The 17119-nt window shown below is 34.6% G+C and carries 19 protein-coding genes, 2 tRNA genes and 2 pseudogenes; 10 read left to right on the top strand and 13 right to left on the bottom strand.

Features of this window, described 5'->3' with window-relative positions; translation table 11 throughout:
- Nucleotides 1–74, bottom strand: a pseudogene (locus WFH18_RS13630) (IS630 transposase-related protein); the annotation flags it as partial.
- 34 nt (nt 75–108) lie between these two features.
- Between WFH18_RS13630 and WFH18_RS13625 the strand changes: the two are divergent.
- Nucleotides 109–1106, top strand: a pseudogene (locus WFH18_RS13625) (IS3 family transposase); the annotation flags it as partial.
- Between the two features lie 29 nt (nt 1107–1135).
- Here WFH18_RS13625 and WFH18_RS13620 read toward each other — a convergent pair.
- The 6 genes from WFH18_RS13620 to WFH18_RS13595 all read right to left on the bottom strand — a co-directional run bounded on the left by WFH18_RS13620 (nt 1136) and on the right by WFH18_RS13595 (nt 4844).
- Nucleotides 1136–1528 carry a hypothetical protein gene (locus WFH18_RS13620; protein ID WP_086044324.1) on the bottom strand — a complete coding sequence of 131 codons (393 nt, stop codon included), beginning with the start codon at nt 1526–1528 and terminating at the stop codon, nt 1136–1138.
- Between the two features lie 272 nt (nt 1529–1800).
- Nucleotides 1801–2553 (bottom strand): ATP-binding protein, encoded by a 753-nt coding sequence (locus WFH18_RS13615; protein ID WP_085064707.1) that lies wholly within the window; start codon nt 2551–2553, stop codon nt 1801–1803.
- A gap of 10 nt (nt 2554–2563) precedes the next feature.
- Entirely contained in the window at nt 2564–3124 is a 561-nt protein-coding gene (locus tag WFH18_RS13610) for a DUF1376 domain-containing protein (RefSeq protein ID WP_168730935.1), read from the bottom strand.
- Between the two features lie 68 nt (nt 3125–3192).
- A complete protein-coding gene (locus tag WFH18_RS13605; protein WP_004905625.1) occupies nt 3193–3441 on the bottom strand; it encodes a hypothetical protein in 249 nt (82 codons plus the stop codon).
- Nucleotides 3434–4615 (bottom strand): site-specific integrase, encoded by a 1182-nt coding sequence (locus tag WFH18_RS13600; RefSeq protein ID WP_085064706.1) that lies wholly within the window; start codon nt 4613–4615, stop codon nt 3434–3436. Before WFH18_RS13600 ends, WFH18_RS13605 begins: the two co-directional genes overlap by 8 nt.
- A 19-nt stretch (nt 4616–4634) precedes the next feature.
- Nucleotides 4635–4844 carry a hypothetical protein gene (locus WFH18_RS13595; protein WP_000122748.1) on the bottom strand — a complete coding sequence of 70 codons (210 nt, stop codon included), beginning with the start codon at nt 4842–4844 and terminating at the stop codon, nt 4635–4637.
- A gap of 115 nt (nt 4845–4959) precedes the next feature.
- Here WFH18_RS13595 and WFH18_RS13590 point away from each other — a divergent pair, with 115 nt between their 5' ends.
- Nucleotides 4960–5187 (top strand): helix-turn-helix domain-containing protein, encoded by a 228-nt coding sequence (locus WFH18_RS13590; protein ID WP_004895349.1) that lies wholly within the window; start codon nt 4960–4962, stop codon nt 5185–5187.
- 325 nt (nt 5188–5512) lie between these two features.
- Here the strand turns inward: WFH18_RS13590 and WFH18_RS13585 are convergent.
- Nucleotides 5513–5588: transfer RNA gene (locus WFH18_RS13585), tRNA-Gly, on the bottom strand.
- Nucleotides 5589–5636: 48 nt separating this feature from the next.
- Nucleotides 5637–5709: transfer RNA gene (locus WFH18_RS13580), tRNA-Gly, on the bottom strand.
- Nucleotides 5710–5942: 233 nt separating this feature from the next.
- Here WFH18_RS13580 and WFH18_RS13575 point away from each other — a divergent pair.
- The gene (locus WFH18_RS13575) at nt 5943–6251 is read left to right on the top strand and encodes a BolA family protein (protein WP_004280957.1); all 309 of its coding nucleotides are present in this window, start codon (nt 5943–5945) and stop codon (nt 6249–6251) included.
- A gap of 9 nt (nt 6252–6260) precedes the next feature.
- Nucleotides 6261–6653 (top strand): SirB2 family protein, encoded by a 393-nt coding sequence (locus WFH18_RS13570; protein ID WP_005265414.1) that lies wholly within the window; start codon nt 6261–6263, stop codon nt 6651–6653.
- 430 nt (nt 6654–7083) lie between these two features.
- Here WFH18_RS13570 and WFH18_RS13565 read toward each other — a convergent pair whose 3' ends face one another.
- The 3 genes from WFH18_RS13565 to WFH18_RS13555 form a co-directional block, all read right to left on the bottom strand.
- A complete protein-coding gene (locus tag WFH18_RS13565; RefSeq protein ID WP_005265415.1) occupies nt 7084–8013 on the bottom strand; it encodes an AEC family transporter in 930 nt (309 codons plus the stop codon).
- 88 nt (nt 8014–8101) lie between these two features.
- A complete protein-coding gene (locus WFH18_RS13560) occupies nt 8102–9004 on the bottom strand; it encodes a hypothetical protein (RefSeq protein ID WP_336755042.1) in 903 nt (300 codons plus the stop codon).
- A 353-nt stretch (nt 9005–9357) separates the two neighbouring features.
- Nucleotides 9358–10176, bottom strand: a complete 819-nt coding sequence (locus WFH18_RS13555) for a hypothetical protein (protein ID WP_005265418.1) — start codon at nt 10174–10176, stop codon at nt 9358–9360.
- Nucleotides 10177–10249: 73 nt separating this feature from the next.
- Here WFH18_RS13555 and WFH18_RS13550 point away from each other — a divergent pair, with 73 nt between their 5' ends.
- The 6 genes from WFH18_RS13550 to WFH18_RS13520 all read left to right on the top strand — a co-directional run bounded on the left by WFH18_RS13550 (nt 10250) and on the right by WFH18_RS13520 (nt 16929).
- Nucleotides 10250–10810 (top strand): TetR/AcrR family transcriptional regulator, encoded by a 561-nt coding sequence (locus tag WFH18_RS13550; protein ID WP_005265419.1) that lies wholly within the window; start codon nt 10250–10252, stop codon nt 10808–10810.
- Nucleotides 10811–11359: 549 nt separating this feature from the next.
- A complete protein-coding gene (locus WFH18_RS13540) occupies nt 11360–12022 on the top strand; it encodes a dUTP diphosphatase (protein ID WP_005265420.1) in 663 nt (220 codons plus the stop codon).
- Nucleotides 12023–12037: 15 nt separating this feature from the next.
- Nucleotides 12038–12955 (top strand): phosphoribosyltransferase-like protein, encoded by a 918-nt coding sequence (locus WFH18_RS13535; RefSeq protein WP_336755040.1) that lies wholly within the window; start codon nt 12038–12040, stop codon nt 12953–12955.
- Nucleotides 12952–14880, top strand: a complete 1929-nt coding sequence (locus tag WFH18_RS13530; RefSeq protein ID WP_005265422.1) for an ORC-CDC6 family AAA ATPase — start codon at nt 12952–12954, stop codon at nt 14878–14880. Before WFH18_RS13535 ends, WFH18_RS13530 begins: the two co-directional genes overlap by 4 nt.
- On the top strand, nt 14873–15868 hold the full coding sequence (locus tag WFH18_RS13525) for a hypothetical protein (RefSeq protein ID WP_005265424.1): 996 nt from the start codon (nt 14873–14875) through the stop codon (nt 15866–15868). The genes WFH18_RS13530 and WFH18_RS13525 overlap by 8 nt, the downstream gene beginning before the upstream one ends.
- On the top strand, nt 15868–16929 hold the full coding sequence (locus WFH18_RS13520) for an N-6 DNA methylase (RefSeq protein WP_336755038.1): 1062 nt from the start codon (nt 15868–15870) through the stop codon (nt 16927–16929). Before WFH18_RS13525 ends, WFH18_RS13520 begins: the two co-directional genes overlap by 1 nt.
- Before the next feature lie 27 nt (nt 16930–16956).
- Here the strand turns inward: WFH18_RS13520 and WFH18_RS13515 are convergent.
- A partial coding sequence (locus WFH18_RS13515) for a transposase domain-containing protein (RefSeq protein ID WP_031980635.1) occupies nt 16957–17119 on the bottom strand: 163 nt, incomplete at its 5' end.

Raw genomic sequence — 17119 nt, 5'->3', positions numbered from 1 at the left:
GCTACCGCTCGAATAGAATAACCTTCCTCAAGCTTAGCTAAAATTTTACGTCTAAAATGTTCTGAATAACTCATTGCACCATTGTATTGGTTTTATAATGATTTGACTATATGCCGAGAACATGGCATGAGTTCTGCCACTTTTTACAAATGGAAGTCCAAATATGGCGGCATGGATCTTTCCATGATGACTCGACTTAAAGAGCTAGAGACAGAAAATGCCCGCCTAAAGCGCATGTATGCGGATGAACGTCTTAAAGCAGACATTCTTCAGGATGCACTGTCAAAAAAGTTATAAGGCCAACGCAACGCAAGTCACTTGCTCAACAAGCCGTTGAGCAATATAAGATATCAGTGAATAAGGCCTGTCTCATATTCCAAGTCAGTCAAACCTGTTATCGCTATATAGCTCAATTGAAGGAGCAGAATATGGTTATTGCAGATTGGCTGATTAAGCTCACCAATGAGAATAAGACTTGGGGATTTAAGCTTTGCTTTTTGTACCTGCGTAATGTCCAAGGCTACCCTTGGAATCACAAGCGTATTTATCGCATTTATAAGGAGCTTGAGCTTAACCTTCGGATTAAACCCAACAAACGCATTAAACGGATAAAGCCTGAAACTCTTGCAGTACCAGAAGCGCAGAATGAATCATGGTCAATGGACTTTATGCACGATCAACTCAGTGATGGCCGCAGTTACCGTGTGCACAACGTCATTGATGACTATAACCGTGAGTCATTAGATATCTTGATTGACTTCTCCTTACCCGCCGAACGAGTACTTCGAGGGTTGGATCAACTCATCGAATGGCGAGGTAAACCAAAACGAATCCGAAGTGACAATGGACCAGAGTACATCAGTGATTTAATGGAGGCATGGTGTAAGCAGCATGAAATTGAGCATGTATTTACCCAGCCTGGCAATCCACAACAAAATGCGTATGTAGAACGCTTCAATCGGACAGTACGTTATGAATGTTTAAATCAATATTTATTTCGAGAACTTGAAGATGTTCAAGACTATACAACAGCATGGCAACACTTTTATAATCATCAACGACCTCATATGTCAGTTGATGGTAAACCACCTAAATTTAAACAATGATAAAGGCTTCGGTTTTTCTACTCATTAACTCAATTAAAAATGGGGGTATTACCATAAGGATCTGGTTTTAGATTATTCATATAAGTCATTACATCTTTTGCTTGATCCGAAGTAATCAAGTCACCAAGATCTTTTAAGCCTTTTTTCATTTCTGCTTCCGTGACTGGCTTGCGGTTGAGAGCCTCTTGTCTTGATTTTTCCATTTGGCGTTTATTTTCCCTTTCGCGCATCTGATTTTCATAGCCACGTTGAGCCTGAATCGTCTGAACTCGCTGTGCATCCTGCGTTTGTCGTTCCATCAAACGCTGTGTTTCCATATGCCCTCTGTTAATCACCTCTTGAGCATCATATGCAAAGACAGCTGTAACTGGAGATACTAGAATACATGCAAGCAAGATTTTATTTAAAGATTTCATATTCATTTTTTCTCATAATTTAGTTGTTAAACAACCCTTCATTATGTGTGAAAGGGTAGTACATATATTGACAGATATACGTACTATTCAATAAAGAAATTGGTACTCAGCTAGACTTTTTTCAGTTTAATGACGCGATAGGTAGCTTATCAAAATTTAAACCAAGTGAAACACAGCATTCACTTATAGATTACCGCCTACTCTCCTAATAAAGGAGTTAAATATTTGACGTTTAAGTGGTTTATAAAGAGGCGGTTCATTTGAACCGCCTCAGATATTTAATAAATGTTATTGAACCGCTGATCCTCCCAATAACACGGCACTACAATTAAATTGTTTTCATGCAACCGTGACCATAATCGGACACCTAAATCCCGCTGTATATTCTGAAGTGTGAAATTGGAAATTAGCAGCGTGGACTTCATGTTGTCGTAACGGCTATATAAGACCTTATGCACCATTTCTAGGCGTTTCTCATGCCGGTCATGCAAGCCATATTCATCAATCACCAATAAATCAAAACCGGAGAAATGCTCGATAACTTCCTTTTCAGAGCGTGAAGCATCTGACCAGGTGTCCATCATTTTTTGAGCAATTTCTGCACTGGTATAGTAGCGTGCAGATTTTGTACTGTTATGTAGAATGTTGCGAATAATTGATGCACTCAGATGGGTTTTGCCTGTACCTGGTGTACCAATCATCAACATGTTCGGGTTGTGGTCAGAAATAATCTGCTGTGCAAAAGCCTGGCATAGCTTGATGGCATTGTCTTGTGCAGGACATGCAACTACATAATTCTTGAAGCCACGATCCAGGTAGCGTTTATTGAGCCCTGAGTTTTTGATTTTCTGTTGTAGCAATCGCTGTTGCAGTTCATCTGCATAGGCTGCATGTGAGTGATGGACGTTTTCTTTTGCACACAATTTACAGAGCCTGTGGCCGGCAATTTCCATCAGGGGCATATGATGGGTAGGGCAGAGTGTTTCTGTTGTTTCTACGTGAAACTGGAGCGTTTTAAGCATGGTATTCATGATCATTCTCCTAAATCCATTTTGAATTTTCTAAAAAACTCTCATTTTTTTCTTCAAAATTTGAAGATGAAGATGAAGATGAAGATGAAGATGAAGATGAAGATGAAGATGAAGATGAAGGGCATGGTTCAAGCATGACTTGAGTAATACTCGGGCTCTTCTCAGGAGCTGCTTGAGCATTTACTTTTCGTTGCTTAGCTGATGCTTGAGCATTACTTGCGGATTTTCCCCAACGTGCTTGAGCTGCATTTTTAGCTTTATCAGATTTCATTTGCTGATTTTGCAATGCCTGGCTTTTTAAACTGGTTAAAAAACTTGAATGAATTTGCTCAGATTCGATTTCAAACAATTCCAGGGCTATTAGCGTATTCAACAAAGTTTTAGCCTTGGTATGTTGCGATAATTTTGTGATGCTACATACCGTAGCTAGGTCGTGAGGAATAGCACCATTTTTCCAGAAATCCATCATTAACAGCAGTGCCGCACCAATTTGTTCTGCTGTCATTCGTGCAAATTTCGCCTGTAAGTCGCCGATATAGAGTGGCATCCAAATTGAAATATGTTTATGCATGTGTTCACCTTTTTTATAGGTATAGAGGGCTAAGGTCATCAATCAGATGACCTTGTATATTTATTTGATCAGGGAGCTAAGCTCATTAACCGGAGGCGAGCCTGTTGAGCCAAGTCATCGTAATGGGCTTGCCCTTCATCCAGCATTCGCTGTAGCCACAGTCTTAACGCCTGGTGATCATCGAAGCATTTGTTGATCTCCAACAAAAACGCCAGATTGTGCAGTTTGGGAATGTGTAGCTCATGGATTAATTCACGAGCCACCATATCTGCTTCAGGACTGACGACCACACCACCAAAGAAAGCTTTACTATTCATGTGCAAGCTCCTCTGTATTTAGTCGCTCCAACATGGCTTCAAATGCACTGCCATCACGACGGGTAACATTGGGGATGTAACGGCTATAGACCCGGAATAGCATTTCAGTCGTTGAATGTCCCAATTGACGTGCGATCCATTCCGGATTCTCTCCTGCCGACAGCCAGAGCGTTGCTGCTGTATGACGTGTTTGGTAGGCTCTTCTAGGCTTTAATCCTAGAAAGCGCAAGATCGGATGCCAGACACGTTTATTCACCAGACGATAATCGAGAGGTCCACCGTCACGATTACAGAATACAAACTCTGATTTACCATTATTTAAGCTTTTCTGTTGCAGAAAAGCTTGGTAAACCCGGTCATTCATCTGGATCGTGCGGTCAGAGCCATAAGTTTTGGTTCCACCAAGAACACCATTCACTAACGCTTCTCTGATATGGATTTCACGACGCTGTAAGTCGATATTTTTCCATTGCAGACCATCGATTTCACTGGTACGCATACCCGTAAAAAAGCGAATGGTGTAATAGGGGCGGAAGTCTTCACGCACCGTGGTAAGAATTTTATGCACCTCTTCCAGAGAAAAAGGTGTGACTTCAATCTTGCTTTCCTTCAGATTGTTAATATTTTTATAAGGCGACTCAAACTCGTATCGTTCAGCCGCATCATTGAGTATCATACGTAAAGGCGTCATGATTTGATTAATCCGCGATGCTTTCAGACTTGTTTGATCTTTTCCGTGTGTCACTTTGGCGAGGGAAGCACGGAAGTTCAGCAAGTCTGACTTCTTGATTTTCGAGAGAACCTGATTACCAAAAGCAGGAATCAAATAATTTTTAATAATAATTGAAACCTTTTGTTGATAAGAAGTTCTCCATTCAACTTGTTTTTGTTTAAACCACACTTCAGTAAACTCTTTAAAAAGAGGAACCTTAGTTTGTACAGCGATTTGCTGACTTCTTTTTTCCTTAAAATCATCGACACGTTTACTTTTTGGAAAGTACTTTTCGTATTCAAAAGTGCCCAGTGTGATTTCTGCCTCAAGCTGTTCGAGACGTTTTTTCAAAATGCGACGGTTATAGGCATTGTCTTCAAGATTGGTTGTTTCTCTGCAACGAATGCCCATGTAGCGAAAGTCGGCAATCAGTTTGCCACTTCGTTCCCGGATGGTAGCCATCAGTTAAACCTCCTAAGCCTTATTGCAAGGCATCCATGCTTAAACCAGTGAATTTAAGCATTTCAGTTTCAATACGTTCCCAAACAAAAAGAATTTTGCGGCCACCAAAAGGACGGATGTAGTGAACACCTTCAATGAAGACACTGTCTTTCAGCTGGTTGCGAATGGTACGAGCGTCGTACTGGATTTTTTCAGCCAGTTGCTGGGCTGTGAGATAGGTATATGACATAATTGTATTCCTAGCGTAATTCATCGGATGTAAGGAATTTTTCATCCTTAGACCTAAAATAACCTCAAATTTAATTAAATGCAATTAAATTTTCATTGTATTAGAGGAAAAATTAATGGTTATTTGTAAGCTACCAATATTGTTGGCTGAAAGAAAAATGCGTGTAGCTGACTTAATTCGTGGCACAGGCATTAATAAGACAACTTTGCATAAGCTTTATAATGGCGAATTGACTCGAATTGATTTGGAGACCATCGATCGAATTTGTGATTATTTGGATGTACAGGTAGGGGATTTATTTGTTTTTGAAAAAGACAATAAAGAACAATCTGTTAGTGAATAGTTTGGTCACAAATGGTCACATCAAAAAGTGAAATGGTCACAAATTATTGATCATTTGGTAAAAAATACCTTGTTTGGAAGAGAACAGGGTGATTTTTTGCCTTCAAAAAAGCTCTGAAAGTGGTGATCGATTGAGGACATTTAAGGTCAATTGAGACCATTTTTATTGTCGTGGGCACGCCATGGTCACATCTTGGTCACAAAATACAAATTACATTAAGAATATTTTTTATTGAATCGAATAACAAAAGAAGGGGAATTTTCAAAAAATATAATAAAATCAACAATAAAAAAGCCCCCATCTTTCGATGAGGGCTTTTTGAATCTGGAGCGGGAAAGGAGACTCGAACTCCCGACCCCAACCTTGGCAAGGTTATGCTCTACCAACTGAGCTATTCCCGCGGAGTCTATAAAGTTTTTTAAATGAAAAAACTAAATGAAAAAATTTTGAGCGGGAAAGGAGACTCGAACTCCCGACCCCAACCTTGGCAAGGTTATGCTCTACCAACTGAGCTATTCCCGCATGCCGTGTATAATACAGCATGCAAAAATGTGGTCAACACCTTTGTTAAAAATCTTGCATCAATTGCATAAAATAAAAGCAAAATGCTGTAGATTAGACAATAAATAACCAATATTCATATAGAAATCGATGAAATTTCACCACAATCAACGGATTGCACCTGAACAGATTACCGAAATACTCGGCAGAACAAGGTATACTGGGATTATATTTTTGAAGATTGGAGTCAGGCCATGAGCTTAGAACAACAACTGAAAGATCGTTTGGCGCAATTATCCCCAACCCATTTGGAAGTGGTGAATGAGTCTTCGGGTCATGGTGGTTATTTCCCGGGAAAAGAATCGCATTTTAAAACCGTGATTGTGAGTCAGGCATTTGCCGGTTTGCGCCCCGTCCAGCGTCATCAGAAAGTTTATGCTGCTGCGGGTGATCTGCTGTCAAAAGACAAGATTCATGCGCTGGCCATTCATGCATTTTTGCCTGAAGAATGGGCAGGTCAGGATACGACCAGTCCTGCTTGTGCACACGCACCTAAAAACTAAGAGGAAATGATGGAAACCCAACTTTTAGTCAAGATTATCCATATGTCGGTAGCAGGACTGGCGATTGTCGCCATTCTTGCCCGTGCCTTGACCTTGTTTGTCGGCACACAGGGAAATATGCCTAATCCGTTAGCACGTACAGCGCTAGTCGCTTTACAGCATTTAGCTATCACGGTGATTGCACTGACCGGTATAGTATCGCTCGTCCTGAAAGACTTTGATGTACAGCCTTGGTTCTATGCCAAAGTCATTTTATTTTTGGTGCTGGTGTCCTCGCTAGGCAAAGCCTATAAAAAAGATGATTCGATCTTGCTGTCGCAGCGTCGGGCTGGCTTAGTTATTGCTGTAGTTTCATTGGTGTCTATTCTGGCTTTGGTGATGATCAAGCCGAATTTTGGCTAAAAGCAGGCTGGCTGTGATGATCAGCACAGCCAGTCCATGCAAATAATTAGAAAATACAAATGTTGTAAAAGTAATTAAAAATGTGAGGAGGGGGACATGCGTACACGTGTGGTATTTAATCAAAAGGTTTTCGGGCATGGATCTTTTTACAAATAATTGTGTCAATCTAGAAGTAGTTCCTGTATGAGAGTAATAAAATTTCCTTCTGAATTGAAACTCTAACTTAGTGGTGAGAGAGTAAAAAAGTGTCATACTGGTTTACTCTCAATTCTTTGATTGATTTTATGTAGTAATCTCAAACTTAACAAACAATTAAGATTTATACTAAAGCAATTCCGAATAATCTAATAAAATTTATTGGAGTAATAAAATTTCATAGTGATATGAAGATTCTTGAGAATTCACAAGATGTAATATTTATAATTTTCAATTATATATTCATATATGGGAATAAAAATAATAATAGAGGAATAGTAAGTGTACAAAGAGCTGTTTGAGTACCAATAATATTGTTAATAGCTTGGTAGTCTCCTCCAATTTGCTTAATCATAATACTTGCACTTGTACTTCCAGGAGCTGCTGCGTATAGCATACAGATTAATATCAATTGACGGTCATACTCAAAGTAAAGCATGGTGTATACAACCATTAGAGGGAAAATGAGTAATTTGACAATAGAGCAGTTAATGACACCTAACATCATTCTTTTTTTGAGTTTTACAGATATTCCTGCCCCTATCGCCAGAAGACTCACTGCAAGTGATGCTTTACCTAAAATGTCCAAGCTATTATTGATAAAGTTTATTTGCAAAAGCTGAGGATGATCTATAGCAATATAATTTAAAACTCCACCTATTAGACAAGATATAACTAATGGATTTTTTATGACATTGACGATAGATGAACTGAAATTTGCTTTGTCTGAAGCATAAAGGCTCAATAAAAAAGTGCCTATTATTGTTGATGTGAAAATCATGCTTCCCGTAATAATTGCTACTGCTGGGATAGAAGATGGTCCCAAGTAGATCAGAGTAACACCGATAAATACATAGCTGTTATATCTGAATGAACCTTGAATAAAGGTGATCCAAAATAATTTATCTTTAAATAATGGCTTTAAGCACCATAGAATAAATATTAGTAATATCACTAATAAGTTTAAAACAATAATAAATGACTTATCTAAATCGCCAATATCGGCATGCATTAAGCTGTTTACTATGAGCGCTGGGAACATAATATAATAAACAATTTTATTTAACCCGTCCCAAAGTGCGCCATCTCTGAGCCAATAGTTAGCAATTAGATACCCAATAAACATAGACAGTATGATTGGAAATACTGAGTTAAAAATATTCATAAATATCCAAAAAAAAGAAGGTTATAGGTCAAAATCGCCTATAACCGGAGCAAAAACTGTAACTGTGAATATTTTTAATATTTAGCTATTAACAAGCAAACTCAGCATATTGAGTTCTTTGTCCACGGCTACGGAAAAGTAAACGATGTGCGGAAGATAGGTCATTAACCAGTGGAATGCCTGTAGGTAATGGCTTTCTACTGTGCATTGCTAATCGATTATTAAAGATAATGAAAGATCCAGTTTTGCTGACAGATTCAGCATAGTTACAGTCTAAAACATTGTTTCTAAGCTTATCAATGATGTGTTCAAGATTCTCATCTTCCATACGGAAGCGCTTTCCAACTTCTTTATCAATGCGGAAATCAAGGTTGTAACGAATGACTTTACCCGTTTCATCCTTTTCAATGATTGGTTTGATCTGCTGCAATTTAGTACCAACCACATTTTTCCCAGAGATAAAGATTCCCTTGGCATTAGAGATTTTTTCAAAATCTTCTTTATTTAAAGTGCTTAGTATTTCTTCACAAGAGAAAACTAAAGTAGGAGTGCTGGTCTTGTCACGGCATGTAGTTAAACTTAGTAAGTCAACTTCAACTGACTCATAGACATCATCGCAATGCGGTGAAATTACTTGTGCTCCGTGACTCCACTCACCAAATGACTTACCTTCAGCTTTTGGATAAACCAATTTGTGCTTTTCATGAGGATATGTGTAATCTTTGACTCCGAAAATATGGGTAGATAATGCTTCATGCACTAAATACGCTAATTTTTCATCATCAATTGAAAATAAGTTAGTTAAACAAACAGCCAAGTTAGGGCTATCAGTTAAAAAATCATTGAATTGATTAAATTGTTCTTCAGTAATTCCTTGTTTTAAAATATCAGCAATATCTAAAATGCTTTTTCGATCTATTTTAAGTTCTGAATTTTTATAATATTCATCAATTTTTTCACCAACCGCTGACAAATTTAAATTCAAAATCATTTAAAACCTCTTTATAAAAATTGAAAATTATTGTAATCAATACAGACAGATCTGTATATTTTTAGAAATTAGCATAGTTTTTTGTAAAAAGAAAATATTTTTTAAATAAATTATTAAATGCATTAAAAACATATACTTACATTTACTTTTTTATTGAAAATAAATTTATATATGTATTTCTTGATACACAGGTCAAACATGATAGTAAAACTATGCCATTTTTTTTGATTTATTTTTATTCAAAATATGAAAGGGTGTTTTTTTTGCTTTTTTTATTTAAGAGATTACTTTTAGTAAATAATTTCAGACGATAGTAAGAACTAAATTTTAATTCTTACTATATATTTTATATATTAAATATCATTCATTTTAGACCAAAATTTATTCCAGCTATCACAATATTCGAGAGCTTTAGCTTTGATTTTATCTGGCTGACTAAAGTGAGAGACTTGGTTTAATAAAATCCATAAATCATCTTCATGTTCATCGTCGGCTGCATTCAGATCTGCATCTATAGTAGTTCCATGAACATTATAATATCCATAATTCGTATCAATATTTAAATGACTAAGAGATTTCTTTAAAGGGGCAGAAAATTTAATTACTTGCATTTCAGCGATTGCTAATAGAAGAACTATATCGCAATAGCTTGTATAAGAATTTTCTAAAGTTGCTCTTAAAATTGATGATTCTTCAGAATGTTTATATGTCTTAATCATTTCTTCTGAAATATTAAGTTGCTCCAAGACATTTCTGTATAAACAAAAATGCGAGTTAAGTGGAGATATTTCATAGTTAGTATTTGCGACTAATCCAAATTCATCTGATATGTTAAATGATAATAAAAATCTTGCATACATTTTGACAGTTGGTTCAAATAACTGATCTAGCTCTTTTGCTGACCATTGTGCAGCTAATAGTGCATCTGTAAAAATCTCTACAATTGCGTTCTTATACTCTAAATGTATTTTTTGAATTTTTTCTAAGTCAAACTCACCATTATTTAATGAAGAAATAATGTTATGATTAAATAATTGATGATTGTTTATTTCATTCCTTATATTATTGATAGTCAATGAATTTTCTATCCAATTCTTTTCATCGACCGTATCCTTTAATAATTGTATAGTTGTGGCTCTTGCTGTAGCTTTTTCATTTAGCATAGAATTCATAGATTTTCCTAATTTTATGTACAGACTATTCTGTATTTATTTGTAATAATTATCCACTAATTTGAGGTAATCAATGTCAAAAAAAAGACAAGATATTTTATTTAAAGCTATTGAACTTTTTAATGAATTTGGTTACACCAATGTGGGAATCGATAAAATTATTTTTGAATCAAAAGTAGCGAAAATGACTTTTTATAAGTATTTTCCTAGTAAAGAAAATTTAATTCATGAGTCCTTGAGACTGCGTGATAGTCTTCTTAGAGAAAGTATTAATAATTATTTAAATCTTAATCAAGTTAATGATATTAATAAACTAAAGCTATTTTTTGACTGGCATGAAAACTGGTTCAATAGCCAAGATTTTTTTGGTTGTATGTTTATTAAAGTAGTGGATGAGCTTCCTCATGATGATGAAGCCTTCACTATTGCCATGAATCATAAGAATTGGGCAACAGAAAGAATTTTCTATATTCTCGAAGGAATGAATATAAAAAATCCTGAGTCTTTAGCTTTCCAAATTAGATTTATTTTAGATGGCGCTATTGTAAATGAAAATTTATTTAAAGATAAATTAGCGGTCAAAAATGCGTGGAAAGTAGTAGAAGAATTAGTGCTTAGTAGAGTTGAACAGTAATTCAAAACTTCTTTAAGTGATATAAAGCCAGCTCATTTTTTGAATTGGCTTTTCCATCCATCGTTATCTTAATATCAACATTAGTGGGTGAGCGTTTGATTTACTGCTTCCAATTTAGAAACTTACAGCTATACGAGTGTAACTATTACACATTTCCATAAGTACATCTACCTGTATCTGATCAATCTGGACACCATAAACTATCATTAAATAAATTTTGAAAAAACTGGACTCTAATAGTTCTGTTTTTTAAGCATTTGAATGTTTCTATCAGAACTTACTATTCAATTTTGGCAATTGGTTCGCAAGTGCAGGAAAGAAAGAAATATGTCAAAAGAGCGATTAGCATTGCTTTGTAATATGGATCGTAGTTAATTTGGACTAATTGAAAGAGGGGAAGGTGAACTTAACATTAGAAAAAATTTATGATTTAGCAAAAAAATTGAAAGTACTATCTATTCAATTATTACCATAATTATAGGTGAATTATATTTCAATAATTTGTAAAGTAGCTTAGTAACAATAATTTATATCTATAGAGGGGATTTTATGGAAAATCAATACACTAAAATTATGAAAGAAATGCTGGAATTACAGGATTCTATCAATAGTTTAATAAATAAGGATTGGAGAAATGCACATAATCCTTGGTATAGAGCGATATGGACTGAATGTGCAGAATTAATGGATCATATCGGTTGGAAATGGTGGAAAAAGCAAGAAATCGATGTTGAACAAGCTCAAATAGAGTTAATAGATATTTGGCACTTTGGTCTTAGTGATATTCTTCAAAGAAAAATAACAATTGATGAAATTTCAAAAGAGTTAGAAAAAGTTAGTTTGAAACCTTTGATAGAAATTCATCGTACACCTATCGAAAAAGATGAAATATTAAAAAAAGTTGAAGATTTCATGGCTTTTACAGTGACACATAAGAAGTTTGATATCAAAAGTTTTATGAATCTCTCACTTATGTTGTCTCTTGATATGGTTGAAATCTATAAACTATATGTTGCGAAAAATGTATTGAATAGCTTTAGACAGCATAATGGATACAAATCTGGAGAATATATAAAAATTTGGAATAATCGTGAAGATAATGAACATTTATATGAGATTTTGAATAAATATTATGAAGATAAGATTGATATTCAATTGTCTAGTTATCTATATACACAATTAGAACAACGATATAAGCAAATAGAAAAATAAGTAGAGTATTTATTAATGTTTCAAAGTGATGATCAGTGGAAATATTTTGTAGACACTGGGGTTTGGCCTAAAAGAAATCAATTTGCTCCTCAAGAGTGGATAACTAATTTTGACTCTGATGAGCAAAGGTTTGCTAGAAGACTATTAGAAAAATTCACTTATTTTTCAGAAGATATGGTCAGACAGTTGTTTAAAAGTAGTTTTATCTCTCTTTCAAAGTATGTTCTAAAAGATAAAAATGACACAAATTTGTCAGCAAGAGAATGGGAAGAATTCTTAAATAATCTATATATATTGAAAGTGACTGGGGAAAATCCAAGTGATGCTGATAGTGGATTTATTTTTACAAGGATGTCTAGAGATATTCTAGGGATACCTGAATCAAGATTACTTAACTCTAGTACTTTTATTCAAACGATACAATCAAATCCTAAAGCAAATTTCGTATTTGTAGATGACTTTGTAGGATCAGGAAGCCAATTCGTTACTTTATGGAAGGAACAGAAAATTGCTGAGGGCGTAACCTTCGATAGTTTATATAAGTCTTATTCTAATCATAGATTCTTTTATTGTCCGGCTATATGTACAAAACGAGGCTATGACTATATTAAGAGTAATTGCCCTGTAGAAGTAATACCTGCACATTTATATACGGATTTACATAATGCTTTAAACCCAGATTCTTATATTTGGCGAGATTTCTCTAAAGATGGACCAATTTTTATTCGAGATATGAGCGTTAAAGCCGGTATACCGGAATTAAATGGTGGAGTACATGAATTAGGCGATGGAAATAAAATCGTTAGTTGGCAAGGCTATCTCAGTTTAGGTTTAACTTTAGCGTTTAACCATGGTTGGCCGGATGCTACATTACCATTATTTTATCACAGTGAAAGAGATTGGAAGCCTCTTTTAAAGAAGGGCGAATTATGAATAACTATCTGATTAGATTAAAGCAAGCACAAAATTTATTAGGTCTTTACCGAGCAGAGTGGTTAAGTTCAAAATTATTTGATCATTTTAATGAACCAGGATATTTTTCAGAACTAAAAACAAATAGGCCGTGTGTTTTGATTGGTGGTAGAGGTACAGGTAAAACAACTGTACTTAAAGGGCTTTCTTACACAGGACAATTAGCTCTAAATAAATCCTCAGATGCCAATAGCCAAATTAAGGATTGGAAATCTATAGGTATTTATTACAGAGTGAACACTAATAGAGTAGCAACGTTTAGTGGAAATGATGTTTCTTTAGATAGATGGATAAGTTATTTCAGCCATTATATTAATTTATGTTTTTGTCAGGAATTGGTGAGGTTTGCTTTATGGTATGAAAAAATTACAGGTGAAAAAATTGAAATAACTGAGAGAAAATGGAGAAGTATTAAAACAGTATTGCAATTAGATGAGGTTATTGATTCTTTAGAGTATTTAGAAGAAGAGCTAGAAATTTCTTTATTGGAGTTTGAGTCTTCTATCAATCAAGTGGTTGACGATCCACCAAGTAAAATTACGATGCAAGGGTTGCCAATTGATATTCTGAGTGAGGCTTTGATTTCAGGTACAGTATTAGAAGGTAAGCAATTCTTTTTCTTAATTGATGAGTTTGAAAATTTTCAAGATTATCAACAACAAGTACTAAATACTCTCATTAAACATAACAATAGCTTTTATACATTTAAAATTGGTGTAAGAGAGTTAGGGTTTAGACAAAAGGCAACTTTAAATAAAAATGAACAGTTAACTTCACCAGCAGATTATGTACGAATTGATTTAACAGAAAAATTTCAAAATAGTACAGGTAATAAAGAAGCTAATAAGTTTAAGGAATTTGCTGAGGCTGTAGTTAATAGTCGTTTAAATGACTCAAGTTTTCTCGGGCAGAAAGAGGAAATAAAAATAACTGATCTTTTACCATCTTTATCACAGCTTGAGGAAGCTAACTTACTATTAAAAAATAGTCACTTAGAATGGTTGAAAGATTTAGAAAAACAAATCGATAAAAACCTTTATGAAAAAGCTAAAGAGATACAACCAGGTTATCTTTTTTTCATAAAATACTGGAGTGAAAAGGAAAAAGATAAAAGTTTTTCTGACTTGGTTGAAGATTGGATTTTAAATGGGAAAGATTCTTGGAATTCTAGACTGAATAATCATTTCTATGCATCTTTATTTTCTATTCGAGCACGTAAAGTGGGTATTAGAAAATATTATACAGGTTGGGATACTTATCTAAGTTTAGCTAATGGTAATATTCGTTACTTATTAGAGTTGGTACATGCTGCATTATTAGAGCATTTAAATGTATTAGAAGAAACTAATACAACTAGTCTTATTCCAATTCCTTATGATTTACAAACTAATGCTGCAATTCAAATTGGCCGAAAAAATTTATCTGAATTGGAGGGGCTTAGTGTTGAAGGGGCAAAACTCACAAAGTTGCTATTAAGCCTAGGACGTGTTTTTGGTGTATTAGCTGCTTCACCTTTAGGACATACACCTGAAGCTAATCAATTTCAATTGATGAGCGACTCAGATGTGGTAACTGAAGATACCGTAACCAATATCCTTACTCAAGCAGTGATGCATTTAGCGTTAACTAGGACTCCAGGCAGTAAGCTAACTGATATAACTGATATTAGGGATTATGATTACATGATTCATCCTATCTTTTCTCCATTTTTTGTATTCTCCTATAGAAAAAAACGTAAGATAACTTTGCAATCCAGTAGTCTTCTGAAATTAGTTCTCCAGCCTAAAGTGGGTATTAAAGAAGTACTTGAAAATTCTAATCGTAATGAAAGCTTAGATTTTCAACTGCCTGATCAACTTCAGCTGTTTGGAAATTATTATGAATAAATTAAAAAATATACCCATTTATACTGATACTTTTCAACAAGTAGGGGAATTTAAACCACTCGATCATAGTGTCTATGTATTTGGCTTAACAGACGAAGTTAGAAGTCAACATATTGCTGATTGGAGGAGTTCCACAGTCAATGTAAATTTCATTGAAATTTCAGAGAAAACAAACAGCTCTTTCATTATTAATAGTGATATTTCGAATGAGATTTTTTTGAGAAGCGATCAAAATCTTGCAAAATTGTGGAAAGATATACCAGAAAAATCGAATGTCTATATAGATATAACAGGTCTCTCTCATTCCACTTGGGCGGGATTATTAAAGTCTGCAATTGATAGCGGTCATAAAGTATTAGTTGTATATGTAGAACCAGGTTTATATAGTAGAAGTGATGCACCTCTTGAAGGACAGATTTATGATTTAAGTGAAAAAATTACTGAAATATCACCTTTGCCTGGATTTGCAGTACTTGCGCCTAAAAAAGCAGAAACTATGTTTGTTCCCTTGCTCGGTTTTGAAGGTACTCGATTAAAATATATTATTGAACAAATTCAGCCTGCTAATGAACATATAATTCCTATTATTGGGTTACCGGGATTTAAACCATGGTATGTGTTTGAAACTTTGAAAGGGAATAAAGCTTCCTTAGTTGAAACCCATGCGTGGCAATCAATTAGATATGCTCCTGGGGATTGCCCATTTAGCTGTTATTATTTATTAAATGATGTATATACTAAGTATCAAGATCAACATATTAAAATAGCACCTATAGGAACTAAACCTCATGCTCTAGCAGCCGTCATGTTTGCACTGAACCATCCTCAAATAGAGATAATCTATGATCATCCTGTTAGAAAGGCAGGGAGAACGGATGGATCTTCAAAGCTACATGTTTATCATGTTTCTAGTATTGTTAAGCCAAATCCGACTAGAACACAAGATTTCATAAGAAGTTTAAGAACCCGTAGGGTAAGTGGAACTTAATGATAGACCAACATTTTACTCCTCCTTTATTGGCAAACCTTTTAGTCAATTCTTTGCCACCTGTATTTGAACCTTCTTGTATTGCAGATTTTGCAGTTGGTGAAGGCAGCCTAATTTATGCTGCCTTAAAAAGGTGGCCTAGAGGAGTAAATGTTGTAGCAAATGACCTATGTCTAAATACTCTAAATTTATTACAGAACAATGATTGGAATAAATTTAATATTAATTTTTTAGATACTGAAGCTGTCACCAATTCAGAATTAAAAAAATTTGAACATAAAATTGATTTAATTTTATTAAATCCTCCTTTTAGTCAAAGAGGTATCAAACCAATATTATGGGAAGGTATGGATATAAAAATTAAATCAGGGCTAGCACTTAATTTTATTTATAAATCTCTTAATTTTCTTAAACCAGGTGGTTTCTTAGTTGCTGTTGTTCCTAATGGATGTTTGACAAGCCAAAGAGATGAAAAAGCATTAACATACTTAAAAGAAAATTATAAATTTAAAATTGTTACTCATAATAGAGAAGCTACTTTCGAGAAAGTAAGAGTAAAAACATCAATCATTATGATTGAAAATATAAAACCGACTTATTATCAGAAGAATATTCAATTATCTACTGATAGATTAAATCCAAGAGTATTTAGAGGAAAATTTCAGATGCATACCGTATCAAGTAAAATCCTCACTGATGGTTATCCATTAGTTCATACCTCTTCATTAAAAAACAATACGATTAATCTTTTAAATTGTTTTAAGGTCATTAATAAGAACTCTATAGTAAAGGGTCCTGCAATTTTATTTCCTAGAGTAGGTAATTTTAATCAGGAAAAAATTTGTATTCTATCTTCAGGACTTGAAATAGTAATTTCTGACTGTATTTTTGCCGTAAAATGTCAGAGTTTAGCTGAAGCAGAATGCTTAAAAGAAGCTATATATAAGTATTGGGATGATTTTAAAAAGAATTATTCAGGAACAGGAGCTCTCTATAGCTCCTTAGATAAAATGGAGTATTTTATAAACAGTTTATATCTAAGTAAGTATGCTCAATTGTAAGCATCCGCTGAACGCCATCGCCAAGTTTTAACGGGGTTCAGGTTTCCAGCGGTGAGGTAGTAATTCTTCTATTTGGGGCACTTTATGTGTTGGCAACCTTTTCAGCACATCACTTAAATAGGCATACGGATCCAAGCCATTCAGCTTTGCTGACTGGATTAAAGTCATGATATTGGCAGCTCGTTGACCA

Origin of the sequence: Acinetobacter sp. USHLN143 (assembly GCF_037145695.1) — a bacterium.
Classification (GTDB): Bacteria; Pseudomonadota; Gammaproteobacteria; order Pseudomonadales; family Moraxellaceae; genus Acinetobacter; species Acinetobacter fasciculus.
This window is presented reverse-complemented; position numbering and strand designations above follow the sequence as displayed.

What these genes read in the sequence shown, in the direction of transcription:
- WFH18_RS13620 (WP_086044324.1), bottom strand. Translation starts at nt 1,528, where the DNA reads ATGAATATGAAATCTTTAAATAAAATCTTGCTTGCATGTATTCTAGTA.
- WFH18_RS13615 (WP_085064707.1), bottom strand. Translation starts at nt 2,553, where the DNA reads ATGAATACCATGCTTAAAACGCTCCAGTTTCACGTAGAAACAACAGAA.
- WFH18_RS13610 (WP_168730935.1), bottom strand. Translation starts at nt 3,124, where the DNA reads ATGCATAAACATATTTCAATTTGGATGCCACTCTATATCGGCGACTTA.
- WFH18_RS13605 (WP_004905625.1), bottom strand. Translation starts at nt 3,441, where the DNA reads ATGAATAGTAAAGCTTTCTTTGGTGGTGTGGTCGTCAGTCCTGAAGCA.
- WFH18_RS13600 (WP_085064706.1), bottom strand. Translation starts at nt 4,615, where the DNA reads ATGGCTACCATCCGGGAACGAAGTGGCAAACTGATTGCCGACTTTCGC.
- WFH18_RS13595 (WP_000122748.1), bottom strand. Translation starts at nt 4,844, where the DNA reads ATGTCATATACCTATCTCACAGCCCAGCAACTGGCTGAAAAAATCCAG.
- WFH18_RS13590 (WP_004895349.1), top strand. Translation starts at nt 4,960, where the DNA reads ATGGTTATTTGTAAGCTACCAATATTGTTGGCTGAAAGAAAAATGCGT.
- WFH18_RS13575 (WP_004280957.1), top strand. Translation starts at nt 5,943, where the DNA reads ATGAGCTTAGAACAACAACTGAAAGATCGTTTGGCGCAATTATCCCCA.
- WFH18_RS13570 (WP_005265414.1), top strand. Translation starts at nt 6,261, where the DNA reads ATGGAAACCCAACTTTTAGTCAAGATTATCCATATGTCGGTAGCAGGA.
- WFH18_RS13565 (WP_005265415.1), bottom strand. Translation starts at nt 8,013, where the DNA reads ATGAATATTTTTAACTCAGTATTTCCAATCATACTGTCTATGTTTATT.
- WFH18_RS13560 (WP_336755042.1), bottom strand. Translation starts at nt 9,004, where the DNA reads ATGATTTTGAATTTAAATTTGTCAGCGGTTGGTGAAAAAATTGATGAA.
- WFH18_RS13555 (WP_005265418.1), bottom strand. Translation starts at nt 10,176, where the DNA reads ATGAATTCTATGCTAAATGAAAAAGCTACAGCAAGAGCCACAACTATA.
- WFH18_RS13550 (WP_005265419.1), top strand. Translation starts at nt 10,250, where the DNA reads ATGTCAAAAAAAAGACAAGATATTTTATTTAAAGCTATTGAACTTTTT.
- WFH18_RS13540 (WP_005265420.1), top strand. Translation starts at nt 11,360, where the DNA reads ATGGAAAATCAATACACTAAAATTATGAAAGAAATGCTGGAATTACAG.
- WFH18_RS13535 (WP_336755040.1), top strand. Translation starts at nt 12,038, where the DNA reads ATGTTTCAAAGTGATGATCAGTGGAAATATTTTGTAGACACTGGGGTT.
- WFH18_RS13530 (WP_005265422.1), top strand. Translation starts at nt 12,952, where the DNA reads ATGAATAACTATCTGATTAGATTAAAGCAAGCACAAAATTTATTAGGT.
- WFH18_RS13525 (WP_005265424.1), top strand. Translation starts at nt 14,873, where the DNA reads ATGAATAAATTAAAAAATATACCCATTTATACTGATACTTTTCAACAA.
- WFH18_RS13520 (WP_336755038.1), top strand. Translation starts at nt 15,868, where the DNA reads ATGATAGACCAACATTTTACTCCTCCTTTATTGGCAAACCTTTTAGTC.